Origin of the sequence: Embleya sp. NPDC005971 (assembly GCF_040629175.1) — a bacterium.
In the GTDB taxonomy this organism is placed as follows: Bacteria; Actinomycetota; Actinomycetes; order Streptomycetales; family Streptomycetaceae; genus Embleya.
The window spans coordinates 88,587-104,975 of record NZ_JBEXUX010000014.1 but is presented as its reverse complement, the minus strand read 5'-3'; the positions used below and the strand labels follow the sequence as shown (position 1 = coordinate 104,975).

Here is a 16,389-nt window from a genome sequence, read left to right as displayed (position 1 = left end):
GCATCTGTTGTCATCGACCATAGCAGGCTGATAACAGCTTCTGTTGTCGTACTCTGGTGGGCATGCCGAGATGGGAATCCGACGCACAGGGCCGGCTCGAACGCGCGGCGCTCGAGCTCTTCGAGACGCAGGGGTTCGAGCGCACCTCGGTCGCGCAGATCGCGGGCGCCGCCGGTCTGAAGGAGCGCTCCTTCTACCGCTACTTCCCCGACAAGCGGGAAGTCCTCTTCGCCGGCAACGAGCTCGAAACCCACCTCGTCGCCCAGTTCGAGGCGACCGACCCGGGCCTCACGCCGCTCGAGGCGCTGCTGACCGCGCTGAAAGCCGCCGAGGAGATCTTTCGCCCGCGCGAGTTCCTGCTGCGCCGCGTCAGAGTGATCGCCGCCAACCCGGCACTGGCCGAGCGCGATCTGATCAAGCTCGCCGACATCGCCGACGCGCTGGCGCGGGCGCTCGAGCGCCGCGGCGTCGAGCCCGGCAAGGCACGCTTCATCATCGACGTGGTCCTGACGATCCACCGGCGCGCCACGTCCCGCTGGCTGACCGACCCGGACGCCTCCCTCTCCCGACTCATCACCCAGGCCACCGACGAGCTGCGCGAGGTGGTCACGCCGCCGGCTCCGACGGCCCGCTGAGTCGGCCAGGACTCCCGAGGCCGTTCGCAACGGACACGAAGGTATCCCGTCGCCGGTCGGCCGACCGGGCCTGACCGAAGTGGCCCCTTTCCGCCTCACGGACCTGCAACAAGGTCGTGACCAGCGGCAACGCGCTACTTTGGCCTTGGCCGTAGCGTCGGGAGTCCCGGCCATCTCGCGGCTGCGTTGCGTCCGGTGGAGTGGCGTAACAGTTGCACGGTGTTCGATGGCTTGATCCTGTAATGCCCGGTTTTCGAGGGCGAGTTTGATGATGGTGGTGGCATGGAGGGCAAGGCGTTCCTCCAGACCGTGGCAGTGCTTCCGCAACTTGCCGTGTTCCTACCGGAGTTGTGTCTCGGCGTCGACCGGGCGTGACTCGGGTGCGAGTTCTCCGGCTTCGGACGCGGGCTTCCGGAGGTGATGGAAGGCCCTGCGGGAGTCACGTTGCCGCCCGGTTGTTGCTGTAGGCCGGAGGGCCGGCGTGCGTGGGACAAGGTTGTCGACGGCAGCAATCGACCCTGGCTCGGCCACGATCCGCAGCCGAGCCGACTGCCGAGCGGTTCGGCGACACCGGCCGGCCGGCCGTCGGGTCGGACGGGGCAACAGCCCGGTGATCGAGTTGTCCGCTTCCGAGCTCGGGCGGCTTCCGGTGGGCGTGGAGCAGGACTTGGCCGGCTTCGTCGCGTCGGCGGCCGGCTGGGTGTTCCGGACATGGGAGTCGCGCGCACGCCCGAGCCAGTTCTCGTCCGTGCCGGTCCATGCCCCGTGGCAAGTGGCGGCCAGGAACCACCCACCCTGCTGTAGCCGGCGTAACCAGGTGGCGATCCGGTCCGGCAGCACGCGCGGTTCCTCGATCGGGATATGGCCGAGTGCATACAACGCGACGACCGCGTGAACGTCTGCGCCGGGAAGGCCGACTGCCATGCGACGCCGAGCCCACTGGGGCCGTCCCGATTGACGGGACGGGCCCAGTGCTCAGTGCTCAGTACTCGGCGCGAACCCACGCGGGCCGCCCCCAGGGATCGGATGCTCGTGCTGCCCATGGGGAAGGGGGCGTGGATCACGATGCGTTCCCGACATAGCTGCGCCGCAGCATGCGGAACCGGTGATCGAAATGTTCAACGACCAACCCGGTAGCGAACATCCCGCGGCCGGCCCACCCCGTGCCCCGCGGCGCAGCCACGGCTCACTGCCCGGGCGCGAGCACGGGGCTGTTGTGATAGGCGGCGATCAACCACCGGCCGTCCCGCTTCTCGAACACCCAGGTCGCGTTCACCTTGCCCGCGTCCGGAACCTCGGACTGCCCGGCGAACAGGATGCCGGATTCGCTGACGACGATCGCGCCGTCCGAGCCGACGAAGCGGATGCTGAGCTGCTTGTTGTAGGTCGAACTGCCCTTGAGCGGCCCTGCGAAGGCCAGGGCCATGTTTTCGCGGATCACGGCACGGCTGTCCCGGAGCGAGCCCGTCATGATCGCGGTCGCGTCCGCCGTGTAGTTGGCGACCATGCCCTCGGCGTCGCCGACCTCCCACGCCTTGTAGGAGTCACCCAGCACGGCCTGGATCGCGGCCTTGTCTTCCGCACGACTGTCTGACATCGCATGCTCCCTTGTGACCGGTCCGCCCGGGGTATTCCGGCGAACTCGCCACTACATACCGACGGCGAGGTCCGAACTCATCGCGCCCATGGTCAAGAGATGCTAAAGCGTCTCCGGCAGGAAGAGCGCACCGTTGCAGAGGCCCTGTCAGCCGCAGACATGCAGGTCGCGGGGCGGGAGTCGACGACGGACCGCCGAGCGTTCCAAAGCCCCTGACCTGCACACATCCCTTGAAAACTCGACCGACACTACGGGCATCGGTTCAAGGGTGGCCACATGCGCCAAGGAACCTGCCGTAGCGCCATGGATCCCTGGCCGCCTCCACCGCCTCCACTCCACCGCCGCCAACGCAGCCACACGCCTTCCCCGACGTCGACAAGTCCCCGGCTAGGCGTCGAGTTCGAGCGCCAGACCGAAAGACGCGAAGACCTCGGCCTCCTGGAACACCGAATTCCGACTGATGCCTACGGCGGTGACCGTAAAGATCTGGAGCGTGTGCAGCTCGTATCCCTCACCGACGCGCCGATAGGCGGCGAACCCGGGCTGGCCGTTGGCCGCAACTGCCCTCAGGCGCCAGTCCGTTCCGGCCTTCGCGAAGACCCACTCCATGAACAGGCCATAGTTGCCGCGGCCGACGAACCAGTTGAGCACCGGCGGCATCTCCATGAGCACGTCCTCGGTGAGCAGCCGCTTGAGAGCCTCGACATCGGCTTGCTCGAACGCCTTCATGTAGCGATCGACCCAAGCACGTTGCTCGGCCGCCGACGGCTCGCTGAGACGTTCCTGTCGGACTCCGACTTCCGTCATCCGGGTACGCGCCCGCTGCAGGGAACTGTTCACCGACACGGCCGTGGTGTCGAGGATCTCCGCCGCCTCGGACGCGGAGAAGGCGAGCACGTCACGCAGAATCAACGCGCCACGCTGACGCGCCGACAGATGTTGCAGAGCAGCAACGAACGCCAGGCGCAGGCTGCTGCGGTCGATCACGGCCCCGGCCGGATCGCCCGCACCCAACAACGAGTCCGGCAACGGCTGGAGCCAGGCGGCGTTCTCCCCCTGGACCAGCGGCCCGAGCGGATCCGACGCGGCCACCAGCCCCGACGGCAGCGGCCGGCGACCGCGAGCCTCCAGGGCCGTCAGGCAGACGTTCATCGCGATCCGGTAGAGCCAGGTGCGCAGCGAACTGCGAGTGGCGTCGTATTGCTCCCGTGCCCGCCAGGCCCTCAGGTACGTGTCCTGGACCAGGTCCTCGGCGTCGTGGGCCGATCCGAGCATCCGATAGCAGTAGGCCAGCAGTTCCGTCCGGAACGGCTCGATCAGGCGCTCGAAACCTTCTTCTCTTCCCGCCACGTGCACGCACCTTTTTCGCTCGCACCGAGACCGCAGCACAGAGACCACGCGGGAACACCGAAGCCGCGTCACGGCCCGCAAAGACCGCGCGCTCGCTCACTCGCCTCGACCAGGGACAGCCCCCGTCGGCCGGGCCGACTGTAGCAAGCCCCCAGTCCCCGCCGGCCGAATGCCCGCCCTTGAGAACAACCACCCCAAGAGGCCAATTCTCAGCAACCGACAGGGCCATCTTTCGGCTCCGACTCGCTCCCTTCGCGTGGAGCGGTGACGGTGTGTTTCGCGGTTCAGATCTCGAACAGCACGTCTTCCTGCGGCCGGAGGCGGGGGTCGAGGATCCATCGGAGCTGGTCGATGCTCAGGCGCCAACGCGGGCCGTCGGGGGTGTCGTCCCAGAGTTCGGCGAGCTCGGACTCGGGGGCCAGGACCCGGTCGAGGGCATCGACCGCGAACGAACGCAGTTCCCTCGCGAAGGCCGGCACCGGTTCCTTGGGGCCGAAGAAGGGGCTGACCGGCTCGCCGTCGGAACACTGCGCCGCAATCAAGGCGGCTGCCGCGACGGCTTCGCAGCCCTCGTTGCCGTCGAGGTGGTCCCGGGTGTCGATCGTGGTGACCAGCGTGTCGCGGACGACCTTTTCGCGGTCCGCTTCGGCGGCTTCGTCGAGGGTTGAGGCAAAGTCCGCAGCCATGTCATTCTCGAAGGGGCCGATGTCCCAGGTACCCACGGCAGTCCTCTCGTCTTGGTCGGCCGGATCCTCGCATCGACTGCCGACAGTGGGGCCTCGGCGCGAAGAGGACCGGCTTCCGCAGGAGTTCAAATCCGACGCGGCCCCACGCCTCCGCTGGTGAGGGCGCCTTTGTGTGGGGGTTCCTGAACCCGCAGCGGACGCGGGCGGGGATGAGTTTGTTCGGGTCGGCCGGTCGCTCCCAGGCCGGCGGAGGTCGGCGACGAGCGGGCGGGCGAGACGGAGCCGGGCGTGGGCGGCGATGACCAGCCGGATCCATCGGTCGGCCGCTGCGGAGTGGCGCAGGCGGGGCCGGGTCCAGCCGAGGGTCTGCTTGAGCAGGCGGAAGGTGTACTCCAGGTCGAAGCGGCGGAGGAACGCCTGCCGAGAGCGGTTCGCGTCGGCCGGGTCGGCGCCGATGCGCGGCCACCGGAGCCGGACCGGGCGGTTCACCCTGCCGATGGGCAGCTTTCGACGGCCAGGCGGAACACGGTGCCCTCGATAAGGGGCAGCGGCCCGTCGTGGTTTCCGGCCAGGCAGCGCGGCGGGTCAGATGCGGGTGGAGCCGGTCCCAAACCGGGCGACGACGGTGCCCGTAGCGGCCGGTGGCGGTGCAGGTGACCGCCCGCTCGTCACCCCGGGTGGCGGGGTCGCCGAAAACCAACTTGGCCCCGTGCTTGGGTGGTCGGCCCCGGCAGGGGTGGCCGGAGCGAACTCCGCGCGGGTCGGCGCCGGGCGACGCATCACCCGGTCCGGGACGGAGCCGGCCGAGGACTTGCACCGGCAGGTCGGTCGGCAGGCGGGCGATGCGCGGGGCGTCGTCGCCCGCGTCCATCACCGCCAGGACCTCCGAAACGCCCGCCTTCCAGTGCCCGGCGTCGATCAACCGGTCAATCGTGTCGCGGAGTCGGGTGGTGGTCACGGCGGCCAGGTCGGCACCGGGCTCCAGCCGCACCGCGTCCGGGACCGCCGACCAGGTGGTACGCCCGGTCTCCAGCGCGACGACGAAGGAGTACGGCCGGCCGGGGATCATCCGGTGCTCTGCGTCGCCGGGCGGCCGTAGGTGGCAGAACAACCGGTCCGGGCAGGTCTGTGCGTCCAGACGCAGCCACGGCGAGACGTCCACTGCGAGCCCCGGGCGACCGTCGGCGTCCGTGACAACGGCAGGCCGGCCGGCTCGGTCCGCAGCCGGTCGAGGTCCAGGCGGCCCTGTTCGGCGCCGCGTACAGGGCTCCGTGCCCGCGCCGGTGCTCGGGCTCAGGCTCCGGCGCCGGCGCCGGCGCCGGCCCGTCGGTGCACAGCACCCCATCGGTCGGCTCGAACAGCCCGTCGCGCCTGCCGGTCGGACAGCCGTGGAAAACCCTTCGGAAGCGGGACAGTTCCGCAAGCGGATCGCCCGTTCGGACGCGGTGGGGGCATCGTTCCCTCGATGGCGTCATGTGCGTTTGAGGGTGGTCCAGCCGGTCCAGCCGCGTTCGTGCAGGAGGGTGGTCAGGTGGCGGGCCGGTGGGGCGGTGTCGAAGGCCAGGGTGTCCATGACGGTGGCGAGCGTGGGGTCCGGGGCGGGGTCGTCGGGGTGGTGCTCGCCCTGTGCTTCGGCGAGGTGGGTGAGGTAGGCGGCCAGGTTGTCGGCGAGTTCGATCAGGTGTGGGTCGTCGTCGGTACGGTCGAGGGCCTGGGACAGGGTGCGGTAGAAGTCGACGAGTTGCGGGTCGGCGAGTTGTTCGCGCTTGCGGGCCACCCACTCCGGGATTCGGTCGGGTGAGTGCGCGGCGAGTGGGATCCAGCCGTCGCGTTCGACCCGGACGATCCGTTCGTCGACGCCGAGCGCTCGCAGTCGGTCGAGGAAATCGACCACCTCCGGAGGCAGTACCAGGTCGTCCCCGGAGGCGAGGCGGGCAAGCCGCTCGCGGTGGCGTTGGCGCTCCCGGATCTCCGCCTGCAGCCGCTTGTCGATGTCCGCGACCGCCGCGCCGAACTCCGCTTCGTCGGCCTGAAGCAACTCCCGCACGCGCCCCAGTGGTACCCCGGCCTCGGCTAGCGTGCGAATCCGGATCAGCTCGACCACGGCGCCGCCGCCGTAGCGCCGGTATCCGGAGTGGTCCCGCTTCGGCTCGGGCAGCAGCCCCTTGGCGTGATAGTGCCGCACCGCGCGCACCGTCACCCCTCCGTACGAGGCCAGTTCGCCGATCGTCAACATCGGACCAGTCTCCCGCACCGGCGCTGGTGCGATCGGGTTGCGGCGCGCCCCGGGTGAAGGTGAGCACCGACGGGCGGGCACGGGTGTATGTCGCGGACCGTCGTGGCGGCGCCGAGGCGGAACCGCGTACCGCATTCGCAGGGCGTCCGACGCTGTCGGGTCGCATCTGCGAGGCGCTGTTCGCGTGCGTTTCGACGTGGGGATTCGTCCCGATTAGCGTGGTGATCACCTGCCGGGGATCCGCCCCCGGACGATCGAGAATTCAGGTGTGTCAGATGTCGCTCAGCATCCGCAACCAGTTCCCCGGCACCGTGACTTCCGTGACGGCCGGCGAGGTGATGGCGACCGTCAAGGTTCGCCTGAACTCAGGGCGTGAACTCACCGCCGCGATCACCGTCGATGCGGTCGAGGATCTCGGCTTGGCCGAGGGCCGTGAGGTACGGGCGCTGGTGAAGTCCACCGAGGTGTCGCTGGCCACCGGATCGGTCTCCGGGCTCAGCATCCGCAACAAGATCCCCGGCACCGTGACCCGGATCGCTGCGGGCGGCGCCATGGCCGGCGTCAAGATCACCGTCGAGGACGGCGAACTGACCGCCGCCATCACTGCCGATGCCGCGAGCGAACTCGACCTCGAGGTCGGCTCCTCGGTGACGGCACTGCTCAAGTCGACCGAGGTCTCACTCGCCACCGTCTGACTCGGACCGCCCGCTTGTGGGCGTGAACGAGGCGATGTGCATCGGACACTTCGTGTACGCAGGGCGGAAAGCCGTGACGGCGTCGTGGTCGCATGGCTGTGCTCCCGATCGACGACAGGCCGGCAGCGGGCCCGGCAGCTCGTGAAGCGCCCTGGCAGCGGGCGGTGCGCGAACCGGCTCACGCCGCAGCACGGCCGATGGCAGCCGTCGTGGTACCGCTGTCGGATGCGGCAGGGCTGGTGCCGGCCGACGCGGTCCGGACCCGACGGCCACTTCCGGGCTTCGACACCGCCGCGATGGATGGACGGGGTACGCGGTCGCCGGACGCGGGCTGTGGCGGATCCGCGGAGCGGTTGGGGCGGGAGCCGTGTGGACCGACTCGCTCGCTGCCGCAGTCCGTGAATCGCACGATGCCGACGTCGTCGGGACCGGCTCCACCTCGGTCGGGAGCACCGACCGACGGCGGCGGTTGCTCCGCACCGGTGGCGCGGAGGCGATCGTCGACACCGTGGCGTGCCGCCCGGGCCATCCGCAGTTGCTGGCCCGGCTGGGAGCCGACCGCCGCCTGGTGGGCCTGCCGGGGCAACCCGTACGCCGCGCTCGTCGCCGCGTACACCCTCCGCGCGCCCCTGTTGGCCGGCCTGACCGGACGCCCTTCCCCGAGGCTGCCTCCAATTCCCGTGACCGGCGAGGTGCGACCGGCTCCCGGAATCACCCGCCTGGTCCCGTCGTCCGGGACGGCGACGGCGCCCGCGTGGTGGGCAGACACGGCGCGGCATTCCTGCGCGGCGCAGCGCCCGCCGACGCTCTCGCCGCCATCGGTTCCGAGTGGACGAACGGCAGCCCCGCCCCACTGGTCCCGCTCACCGAATCACCGACCCCACGTGCACCGCCGACCCCGGCACAGGACCACAGTGCCGACATCATCCCTGCCGACGACGTCGAGGCCCTCGCAACCGGCCGCTCGGCGCTCACCCGCGGCCGTCGATCGCGCCTTTGTGGCGCGCTCGACGGCCGGGGTGGATTGCAGAGTGCTCCGGGAGTCGACTGCTACATGTTGATCATGTGGCCGGCGAGGCCGTGGATGGCTTCCTTGACGGCTTCGCCGAGGGTCGGGTGGGCGTGGACGTTGCGGGCCACCTCGTGGACGGTGAGGTCCCACTGTTGGGCCAGGGTGAGTTCGGGGAGGAGTTCGGTGACCTCGGGGCCGATCAGGTGGGCGCCGAGGAGTTCGCCGTGGGTGCGGTCGCTGATCACCTTGACGAAGCCGACCGGGTCGCCCAGGCCGTGTGCCTTGCCGTTGGCGGTGAACGGGAACTTGGCGACCTGGACGTCGAAGCCCTGCTCCCGGGCCTGCGCCTCGGTCCAGCCGAAGCTGGCGATCTGCGGCTGGCAGTAGGTCGCGCGCGGGATCATCACGAAGTCGAGTTCCATCGTCTCGGCACCCGCGATCGTCTCGGCGGCGATCACCGCCATCGACTCGGCCGCGTGTGCGAGCATCAGCTTCGCCGTGACGTCGCCGATCGCGTAGATGTGCGGGATGTTGGTACGGCCCCGGCCGTCCACGTCGATCGCGCCGCGCTCGGTGAGGCGCACGCCGATGGTCTCCAGGCCGTAGCCGGTCACCCGCGGGGCGAAACCGATCGCCTGGAGGACCTTGTCCGCCTCCAGGACCTGCTGCTGCCCGTCGCGGGTGACGGTGACCCGGACCTTGGCGTTCGGGTCGCCGTCGTCGATCGACTCGACTCGCGTGGAGGTCAGGATCTCGATGCCCAACCGGCGGTAGCGCTTGGCGAGTTCGGTGGATACCTCGACGTCCTCCAGCGGGACGACCCGATCGAGGAACTCGACGATGGTCACCTTCACGCCGTAGTTGTGCAGTACGTACGCGAACTCGACGCCGATCGCGCCGGCGCCCGCGATGATGATGCTCTCCGGCAGCCGGTCGGTGAGGATCTGCTCCTCGTAGGTGACCACCCGCTCGCTGAGCGAGGTGCCCGGCAGCAGGCGCGTGGTCGCCCCCGCCGCGATGATGCAGTGGTCGAAGGTGACGGTCTCGACGCCGCCGGCCGTGAGCGAGACGTCGAGCGTGTGTGCGTCGACGAACGCGCCGCGGCCGTCGTACTCGGTGATGTTGTTCTTCTTCATCAGGTAGTGCACGCCGTTGACCCGACCGTCGGCGACCTTGCGGCTGCGCTTGAACGCCGCGTCGTAGTCGAACGTCACCGAACCCTCGACGCGAATCCCGAAGGTCTTGGCCTCCTGCGTGAAGATGTGCGCGAGTTCCGCGTTGCGCAGCAGTGCCTTCGACGGGATGCAGCCGACGTTCAGGCAGACGCCGCCCCAGTACTTCTGCTCGACGACCGCGACCCGCAGCCCGAGCTGTGCGCTGCGAACCGCTGCGGTGTATCCGCCCGGACCCGCGCCCAGGACAACGACGTCAAAGTGTGTACTCATGATCGACACGATATGCGGCCGGGACGATCGGCGGCGGCCCGTCCCCCTATCGATCGCCTTCCAACCCCTGCGAGCCCGGTGAGCCCGGTGAGCCCTCTGAGCCCTGCGCCCCCGCCTCCCCCATCACCGGCCGCAACCGCCGTCCCGTCACCCGCTCCGCCCGGATCCGGATGCACACGTCCCGGCGCCCCGCCGGCCAAGGCGCGTCGCCGGCCGCAGGGAAGTCCGCCGGGTCCTGGTCCGGCTCCGCCGTGCCGCGGATCAGTACGCTCCAGCCGATCTTGGCCGCGTCGATGATGTCGTCCACCTCGAACAGGACCGGGCCCTCGACCCGGGCCGGCATCGCGTCGGCGGCCGTACAGAACATCACGTCGCGCCCGAGCATCACGTAGTTGACCGGCACGACGAACGGCTCGGGCCCCTCCAAGGCGGCGATCCGGCCGACCAGTTGCAACTGCAGATGCGCCTGACACTCCTCGTCCGTCATCTCCACCAACTCCCGCCCCGGGCCCGCGTCCCGGCCCGGCGGTCGGGGCGGGATCCGGTGCGTGAAGCCGGCCGGTGGCGCGGAGAGCAGGTCGTCGACGGTGGTTTCGAGCGCGTCGGCCAGTCGGGACAAGCCGGGTGCGGAGGGTGCGGTGGCCGCACTCTCGACGGAGTGCACCCATGTTCCGGGCAGTCCGGTACGGCGGGCGATGTCCGCAACGGAGAGCCCGAGTTCGCGCCGCCGGGCGGCCACCCGGCCGGGCAACGCATCGACGGATGGACGGACGGTACCCGCAGTCTCCTCGGTCATCCCACCAGCCCACCCCCCACGAGCCGGTTTCGGCGGGCATTGCGCCGATCGGCGGCGCGCCCTCCGGGCGCCCCACCGGCGCCCGGACACCACCCCCACCCGCCCCCTATCCCCCCGCCGCCCGATGAGCCGGGAAGCCGCCGGTGGCGATCGGCCCCCAACGCTCGATGTGCACGCGGATCAGCGACTTGCCCTGCCTGCGCATCGCCTCGCGATACTCGTCCCAGTCGGGGTGCTCACCCGAGATGCACCGGAAGTACTCGACCAGCGGCTCCAGCGCCGCCGGCATGTCCAACACCTCGGCCCGGCCGTCCACCTGCACGTACGGGCCGTTCCAGTCGTCGGACACCACGCACATCGACACCCGTTCGTTCCGGCGGGCGTTCCGGGTCTTGGCCCGGTCGGGATAGGTGGAGACGACGATCCGGCCCGCCTCGTCCACGCCGCAGGACACCGGCGACATCTGCGGACGCCCGTCGGCGCGGGTCGTGGCGAGCAGCCCGCGATGACGCGGGCGGAGGAAGGCGAGGAGTTCGGCCGAGTCGGGGTGGCGTGCGGTCGCGATTGCCATCGGAGTGCCTTTCGAGACGGCTCGGAATGCGTCCTTGAAGTACCGCCAACCCTAGGCAACGCGGCCCGATTCATCCCGGCCGCAACACACCCACCCACCACCGGACCCGCCCCGACCTGCGGCGGGTACAGACATCGCCGGCCCGCCGCGCTACGGTGCCGGAACCCGTGACCGGGCCGCATCGAAGCCCGACGGGGACGAGACCACAGTCGCAGTCGGGGAGGCACACGTGGGCATGTTCGCGGACGGCCGGTCGGTGGACGAGGTGCTGGCGGAGTTGACGGCCATGCACGCCGGAGACGAACCCGGGCGGGGGCGGCCCGGAGTGGCCAATACGTTCGATTCCGGCGCGGCTTCCGTCGAAGCGGTCGCCGTACGGGCGTTCGAGCTGTATCTGCACGTGAACGGCCTCTATCCGACCTCGTTCCCGAGCGTCGCGACGCTGGAGCACCAAGTGGTCGCGGCCGTCGGCGAGATGCTGCACGCACCCGCCGGCGCGGCCGGTAGCTGGACCAGCGGCGGAACCGAGAGCTGCCTGCTGGCGGCCAAGGCGGCCCGCGACGCCCGGCCCGAAATCGTGCGCCCACAAATCGTGTTCGCCCGCTCGGCACACGCGGCCTGGGCCAAGGCCGCGAAGTACTTCGGCCTCGACCCGGTGATCGTGGACATCGACCCGGTCCGGATGACCGCCGATGTCGCCGCGATCGAACGGGCGATCACCGACGACACCGTCCTGGTGGTCGCCTCGGCACCCTCCTACGGACACGGCGTCGTGGACACGATCCCCGAGATCGCCGCGATCTGTGCGCGACGCGGCGTGCGCTGCCACGTGGACGCGTGTATCGGCGGCTGGGTGCTGCCGTTCGCCGAACAGCTCGGACATCCCGTGCCGGCCTGGGACTTCCGGGTGCCGGGGGTGGACTCGATCTCGGTGGATCTGCACAAGTATGGCTACGCGCCCAAGGGTTGCTCGATCGTGCTGTACCGCACCGCGGCGCTGCGCCGGACGCAGTACTTCGTCGCATCCGACTGGACCGGCTATCCGGTCGTCAACTCGACGATGCAGAGTTCGAAGTCCGGCGGCCTGATCGCCGCCGCGTGGGCGGTGCTGCGCCATCTCGGCGCCGCCGGCTACCGCGACCTGGTCACCCGGACACTGGCCGCCACCGCCGAGCTGGTGGAGGGGATCGCGGGCATCGAGGGGCTGCGTGTGCTCGGTGCGCCCGCGACGAGTCTGGTCGCGGTGACCACGGACGGCGTGGACTTCTTCGCGTTCCTGGACGAGTTGGAGCGCCTGGGCTGGGCCGTACAACCCCAGCTCTCCCAAACCGGCATCCCGCCGACGATCCACCTGACGATGACCGCGACGCACGGCCCGCACGTACCCGAACTGCTCACCGCGCTGCGGTCGGCGGTACGCGCGGCCGGGGACCGCGACCCGCTGCCCACTCCGGAGCAACTGCTCGCGGTCGACGAACTCACCGCCCTGGCCGCCTCCGAGGCGGGGGTGACCGCCGACGCGCTGACCGAACTCATGTTCAAGGCGGGCCTGTTGACCGACGGTCGACTGGCGCCGGTGCACGCGCTCCTGGACCACCTCCCGGCGCACCTGCGCGAGGCGGCGCTCCTGGCCTTCTTCGAGGGCCTCAACCCACCGCTGTGACAACGGGCGGACCGGGCGCGCAGCCGGCGCTCCGGTAGCGCCCGTCGCGCCCGCCGTGTCCGCCGTGTCCAAAGCCCCCCAAGCCCCCGACACCCCGAGCCTTGAAAGCTCCCGAAGCATTCGCCACGCTTCGCCACCCGCGCCGGATCGGTCCCGTTCTACCGCCGGAACCCGGGCGCCCATTAGCGTTTCCCGTACGACAGGAGCCGGGGTCGGGCCGGTGGGCGACCCTCGGCACGGGCCGACGGCCGAGTACGGGCGAACTCCCCACGTCTGCCCCAGGATCGCTCGTGTCGTCGTGCTGCCGATCACCTCGGACATCCCGCGCACCTCGACATCCCGCGCCTGGGACGCATCCACGACCCGTCAAGGAGCCTCACCATGCCCGTGAACGCCGCCCTTCTCGACGAGATCGTCGATCAGACCGCCAGACTCGTCTCGCTCGACATCTCCCGGGTCGACCCGGACGACACCTTCGCGGAACTCGGAGTGGACGCGATCCTCGCGATCGAGTTCGCGGACGTCCTCGGCAAGCGGTACGGCATCGCCGTCGAGCCGAAGGTGATCCTGGAACGCGCCACCCCCAGCGGTTTGGCCGAGTTCGTCGCCCAGGCCCGGGCGGGCCGCAGCGGGTAGCGGCAGGTCGGGGTCGGAATTCCCGACGTCCGGGTCGCCGCGCCCGGGCACCCGCGAGCAGCCCCGGGCACCGGGAGCGCCCGCGGCGCTCGCAGGGCGCCCGCGGTCGCCATGGGTGGGATGCGCCCGGCTCGTACACCCATACGCCCTGTCCGACCCACCGGGCCGAGGGGCAGCATGTGCGGTCGTCAGCCAACAACCCGGGACCGAAAGGGAATTGGTCACCTTGGACCCGACACCACCACGATCCGAGACTCTCCGCACACCGACACCGGCACCCTGCCCCGCATCCGCATCCGCATCCACGCCGACTCCCACACCCACACCGGCGCCCGGCCCGGCATCCGCATCCGCATCCGCACCCATGCGCCCGCACGAGCCCACACCGGCCCACCCGCCGATCCACCGCCCCCGACCCATTCCGCCCCAGGAGGGCCGATGAAGTTCCGTCGACGCGCGTCCGAGCGGCGGAAGATCCCGGTGTCGGAGTCCGAACAGTTGTTGTTCGGCGGCGCGTTGCGCTACGACCTGTCCTTCACCGAGCACGAACAACCGCTGCTGCGCGTGTCGTTCTGGGCGATGGCGCGGCAACTGCCGAGCATGGTCGCGGTGGTCACCCGCGCCGCCTGGACGGTGGATCGGCCCGCGGTGCTCGCCCTGCTGGTGGCCGAGATCGGTCAGGGGCTCGCGGCCGGGCTGGGCCTGCTCGCCACCAATCGGGCGCTGGTGGCGCTGTTCGCCGACGTGCCGACCACCGACCGGCTGCGCGACGCCGCGCCGGCCCTGCTGTTCATCGTGGGCGTCACCGCCGTGTCGGCGTTGCTCGCGGCGGTCTCGGTGGGGGCGACCAGCCGGCTCGAACCACAGGTCGAACGAGTCTGTACGGCCCGCTACTACCGGCTCGCCGCCCGGGTGGAACTCCAGGCGTTCGAGGAGGCTCGCTTCCATCGCATGTTGGACGCGGGCCGGTTCGGTACCGACTCGGTGCGGCACATGATCGGCGCCTCGGTGGCGGTGATCAACGCGCTGGTCGGCCTGGTCGCCACCGGCGGCGTGTTGACCCTGCTGAACCCGATCCTGCTGCCGTTGTTGTTCCTGGTCGCGGCGCCCAAGGGCTGGGGCGCGGTACGGTCCGCGCGTCGCCGACACGAATCCGCGCACGCCTGGCTGGAGCACCGGCGGGCGATCGAGATTCTCGGGCGCAGCCTGATCGAGCCGGCACCGGCGGCCGAGGTGCGGGCGCACCGTGCGGGCGCGTTGGTACTGGACGCGTTCGAGGACATGTCCTCCACGATGGAGGCCGAACACCGCCGACTCGCGCACGCCAAGGGCCTGACCCAGGCGACCGCGTCCGCGATGTCCGGGGTCGGCGCGATGCTGGTGTACGCGGCGTTGTGGCTGCTGCTCACCGAGGGCGGCATGCCGCTGGCCGCGGGCGGTACCGCGGTGATCGCGATCCGTACCTGCACCAGCGGCCTCACCGCGCTGGTCATGCAGGTCAACCGGCTGTACGAGGAATCCCTGTATCTGCGCGACCTGGAGGACGCCTGCGCCGAGTCGGAGCGACGGGCGATCCCGACCGGCGGACTGCCGCTGCCGCCGGTGGTGGACGAGGTGCGGCTGGATCGTGTCTCGTACCGCTATCCCGGCAACGAAACGCCGGCGCTGGACCGGGTCAGCCTGCGCATCCCGGCGGGCAAGGTGGTCGCCCTGGTCGGCGAGAACGGCTCGGGCAAGACCACGCTGTCCAAGCTGGTCGCCGGCCTGCTGTTGCCCACCGAGGGCACGCTGAGCTGGGGCGGGGTGGACGTTCGCGACGCCGATCGGGATCGCATCTTCGATCGGGTGGCGGTGCTCGGGCAGGACTTCCCGCGCTGGGCGATGACCGCACGCGCCAACGTCTTCATCGGCCGCGCCGACCGGCCGGTCGACCAGGCCCGGGTGGAGAGGGCGGTCGCCCGGGCCGATGCGAGCGAGCTGGTCGGCACGTTGCCGCACGGGTGGGACACCCTGATCGTCAAGGGCTACCAACGCGGTTCGCAGATCTCCGGCGGCCAATGGCAGAAGATCGGCAACGCCCGGACCCGCTATCGCGGCGCGCCGTTCGTGATCGTCGACGAGCCGACCTCGGCGCTGGATCCGGAGGCGGAGATCGCCGCGTTCGCCGCGCTGCGGTCGATGACCGAGGACGGAACGACGGTACTGCTGATCACCCATCGGCTGGCCGCGACCGCCACCGCCGACCTGATCTACGTGCTGGAGGGCGGGCGGTTGATCGAACAGGGCAACCACGACGGCCTGATGGCACTCGACGCGGGTCGCTATCGGGCGATGTACACGGCCCAGGCGGCGCAGTACGGCATCCGGTCGGAGGCGACCGTCCCGCCCGTCCGGCATGCGCGGGCGGTGAAGGTGGAGAGCTGACCCGGAGGGCCGGCGCGGAGGCGTCGCGAGCCGCCGCCGACCGGGGCCGGGCAAGGTCGCCCGGCAGGGGCACGCCGCGCCGATCCATCGTGCCCCGGCGTGTTCGCTGCGCCGACGGCGGTTGTTCTGGCTAGAGTCACCGGCGGGATTTGTTCCGATTCGTGGCTTTCGCCCAAGGGTCGGAGCCGATCACGACGAAGGGTGACGGGATGCACAGGCAGGACATCGGACCTCGGATGTTCGGCAACCGGCTCGGGTACAACCGCGCCGTGTCGGTGACGGACCCGGACCGCTGGCTGGTGTTGGCCGGCCACGAGTCCCGGGGCCCCGACGGCGAGATCGTGCACGTGCGCGATCTGCGCGGACAGATCGAGACCACGTTCGACCGGCTCGCCGAGACGCTGGCCGAGGCCGGCTTCACCTTCGCGCACGTGGTGCAACTGCGCTACTTCGCGGTCGACGTCGCGGACGTCACCCGCCACTTCGATGTGATCACCGCCCGCCTGGAACAGGAGAACTGCCGCCCGGCGACCGCCCTGGTCGGCGTCACCGCACTCTCCGACCCGGACATGCTGATCGAGATCGAGGGCCTGGCGGTGCGCTAGCAACACGGCGCCGGGCGCGCTCGGCGGGGCAACTCCCG

The 16,389-nt window shown here is 70.5% G+C and carries 13 protein-coding genes; 6 read left to right on the top strand and 7 right to left on the bottom strand.

The window, feature by feature from the left end; genetic code table 11:
- The first annotated feature begins 62 nt into the window (after positions 1 to 62).
- A complete protein-coding gene (locus ABZ374_RS15270) occupies positions 63 to 635 on the top strand; it encodes a TetR family transcriptional regulator (protein ID WP_360311061.1) in 573 nt (190 codons plus the stop codon).
- A gap of 1,186 nt (positions 636 to 1,821) precedes the next feature.
- Here the strand turns inward: ABZ374_RS15270 and ABZ374_RS15265 are convergent.
- From ABZ374_RS15265 to ABZ374_RS15250, 4 genes are all read right to left on the bottom strand, one after another.
- Positions 1,822 to 2,232, bottom strand: a complete 411-nt coding sequence (locus ABZ374_RS15265) for an SgcJ/EcaC family oxidoreductase (protein ID WP_360310953.1) — start codon at positions 2,230 to 2,232, stop codon at positions 1,822 to 1,824.
- Between the two features lie 387 nt (positions 2,233 to 2,619).
- Positions 2,620 to 3,582: a sigma-70 family RNA polymerase sigma factor gene (locus ABZ374_RS15260; protein WP_360310951.1), complete on the bottom strand. Its 963-nt coding sequence runs from the start codon at positions 3,580 to 3,582 to the stop codon at positions 2,620 to 2,622.
- A 284-nt stretch (positions 3,583 to 3,866) separates the two neighbouring features.
- Complete coding sequence (locus ABZ374_RS15255; RefSeq protein ID WP_360310949.1) at positions 3,867 to 4,304, bottom strand: DUF4259 domain-containing protein; 438 nt, start codon at positions 4,302 to 4,304, stop codon at positions 3,867 to 3,869.
- A gap of 1,435 nt (positions 4,305 to 5,739) precedes the next feature.
- On the bottom strand, positions 5,740 to 6,504 hold the full coding sequence (locus ABZ374_RS15250) for a MerR family transcriptional regulator (protein ID WP_360310947.1): 765 nt from the start codon (positions 6,502 to 6,504) through the stop codon (positions 5,740 to 5,742).
- A gap of 275 nt (positions 6,505 to 6,779) precedes the next feature.
- Here ABZ374_RS15250 and ABZ374_RS15245 point away from each other — a divergent pair, with 275 nt between their 5' ends.
- Positions 6,780 to 7,199 carry a TOBE domain-containing protein gene (locus tag ABZ374_RS15245; RefSeq protein WP_360310945.1) on the top strand — a complete coding sequence of 140 codons (420 nt, stop codon included), beginning with the start codon at positions 6,780 to 6,782 and terminating at the stop codon, positions 7,197 to 7,199.
- Positions 7,200 to 8,249: 1,050 nt separating this feature from the next.
- Here ABZ374_RS15245 and lpdA read toward each other — a convergent pair.
- From lpdA to ABZ374_RS15230, 3 genes are all read right to left on the bottom strand, one after another.
- Positions 8,250 to 9,656, bottom strand: a complete 1,407-nt coding sequence (gene lpdA / locus ABZ374_RS15240) for a dihydrolipoyl dehydrogenase (protein WP_360310943.1) — start codon at positions 9,654 to 9,656, stop codon at positions 8,250 to 8,252.
- Positions 9,657 to 9,702: 46 nt separating this feature from the next.
- Positions 9,703 to 10,452 (bottom strand): pyridoxamine 5'-phosphate oxidase family protein, encoded by a 750-nt coding sequence (locus ABZ374_RS15235; RefSeq protein WP_360310941.1) that lies wholly within the window; start codon positions 10,450 to 10,452, stop codon positions 9,703 to 9,705.
- Positions 10,453 to 10,558: 106 nt separating this feature from the next.
- Positions 10,559 to 11,023, bottom strand: a complete 465-nt coding sequence (locus tag ABZ374_RS15230; RefSeq protein WP_360310939.1) for a PPOX class F420-dependent oxidoreductase — start codon at positions 11,021 to 11,023, stop codon at positions 10,559 to 10,561.
- A gap of 235 nt (positions 11,024 to 11,258) precedes the next feature.
- Between ABZ374_RS15230 and ABZ374_RS15225 the strand changes: the two genes are divergently transcribed.
- The 4 genes from ABZ374_RS15225 to ABZ374_RS15210 all read left to right on the top strand — a co-directional run bounded on the left by ABZ374_RS15225 (position 11,259) and on the right by ABZ374_RS15210 (position 16,351).
- On the top strand, positions 11,259 to 12,686 hold the full coding sequence (locus ABZ374_RS15225) for an aspartate aminotransferase family protein (protein ID WP_360311059.1): 1,428 nt from the start codon (positions 11,259 to 11,261) through the stop codon (positions 12,684 to 12,686).
- A gap of 381 nt (positions 12,687 to 13,067) precedes the next feature.
- Positions 13,068 to 13,322, top strand: coding sequence for an acyl carrier protein (locus ABZ374_RS15220; protein ID WP_360310937.1), 255 nt, complete (start codon positions 13,068 to 13,070; stop codon positions 13,320 to 13,322).
- 438 nt (positions 13,323 to 13,760) lie between these two features.
- Positions 13,761 to 15,746, top strand: a complete 1,986-nt coding sequence (locus tag ABZ374_RS15215; RefSeq protein ID WP_360310935.1) for an ABC transporter ATP-binding protein — start codon at positions 13,761 to 13,763, stop codon at positions 15,744 to 15,746.
- Positions 15,747 to 15,955: 209 nt separating this feature from the next.
- Positions 15,956 to 16,351 carry a Rid family hydrolase gene (locus ABZ374_RS15210; RefSeq protein WP_360310933.1) on the top strand — a complete coding sequence of 132 codons (396 nt, stop codon included), beginning with the start codon at positions 15,956 to 15,958 and terminating at the stop codon, positions 16,349 to 16,351.
- Positions 16,352 to 16,389: the final 38 nt, after the last annotated feature.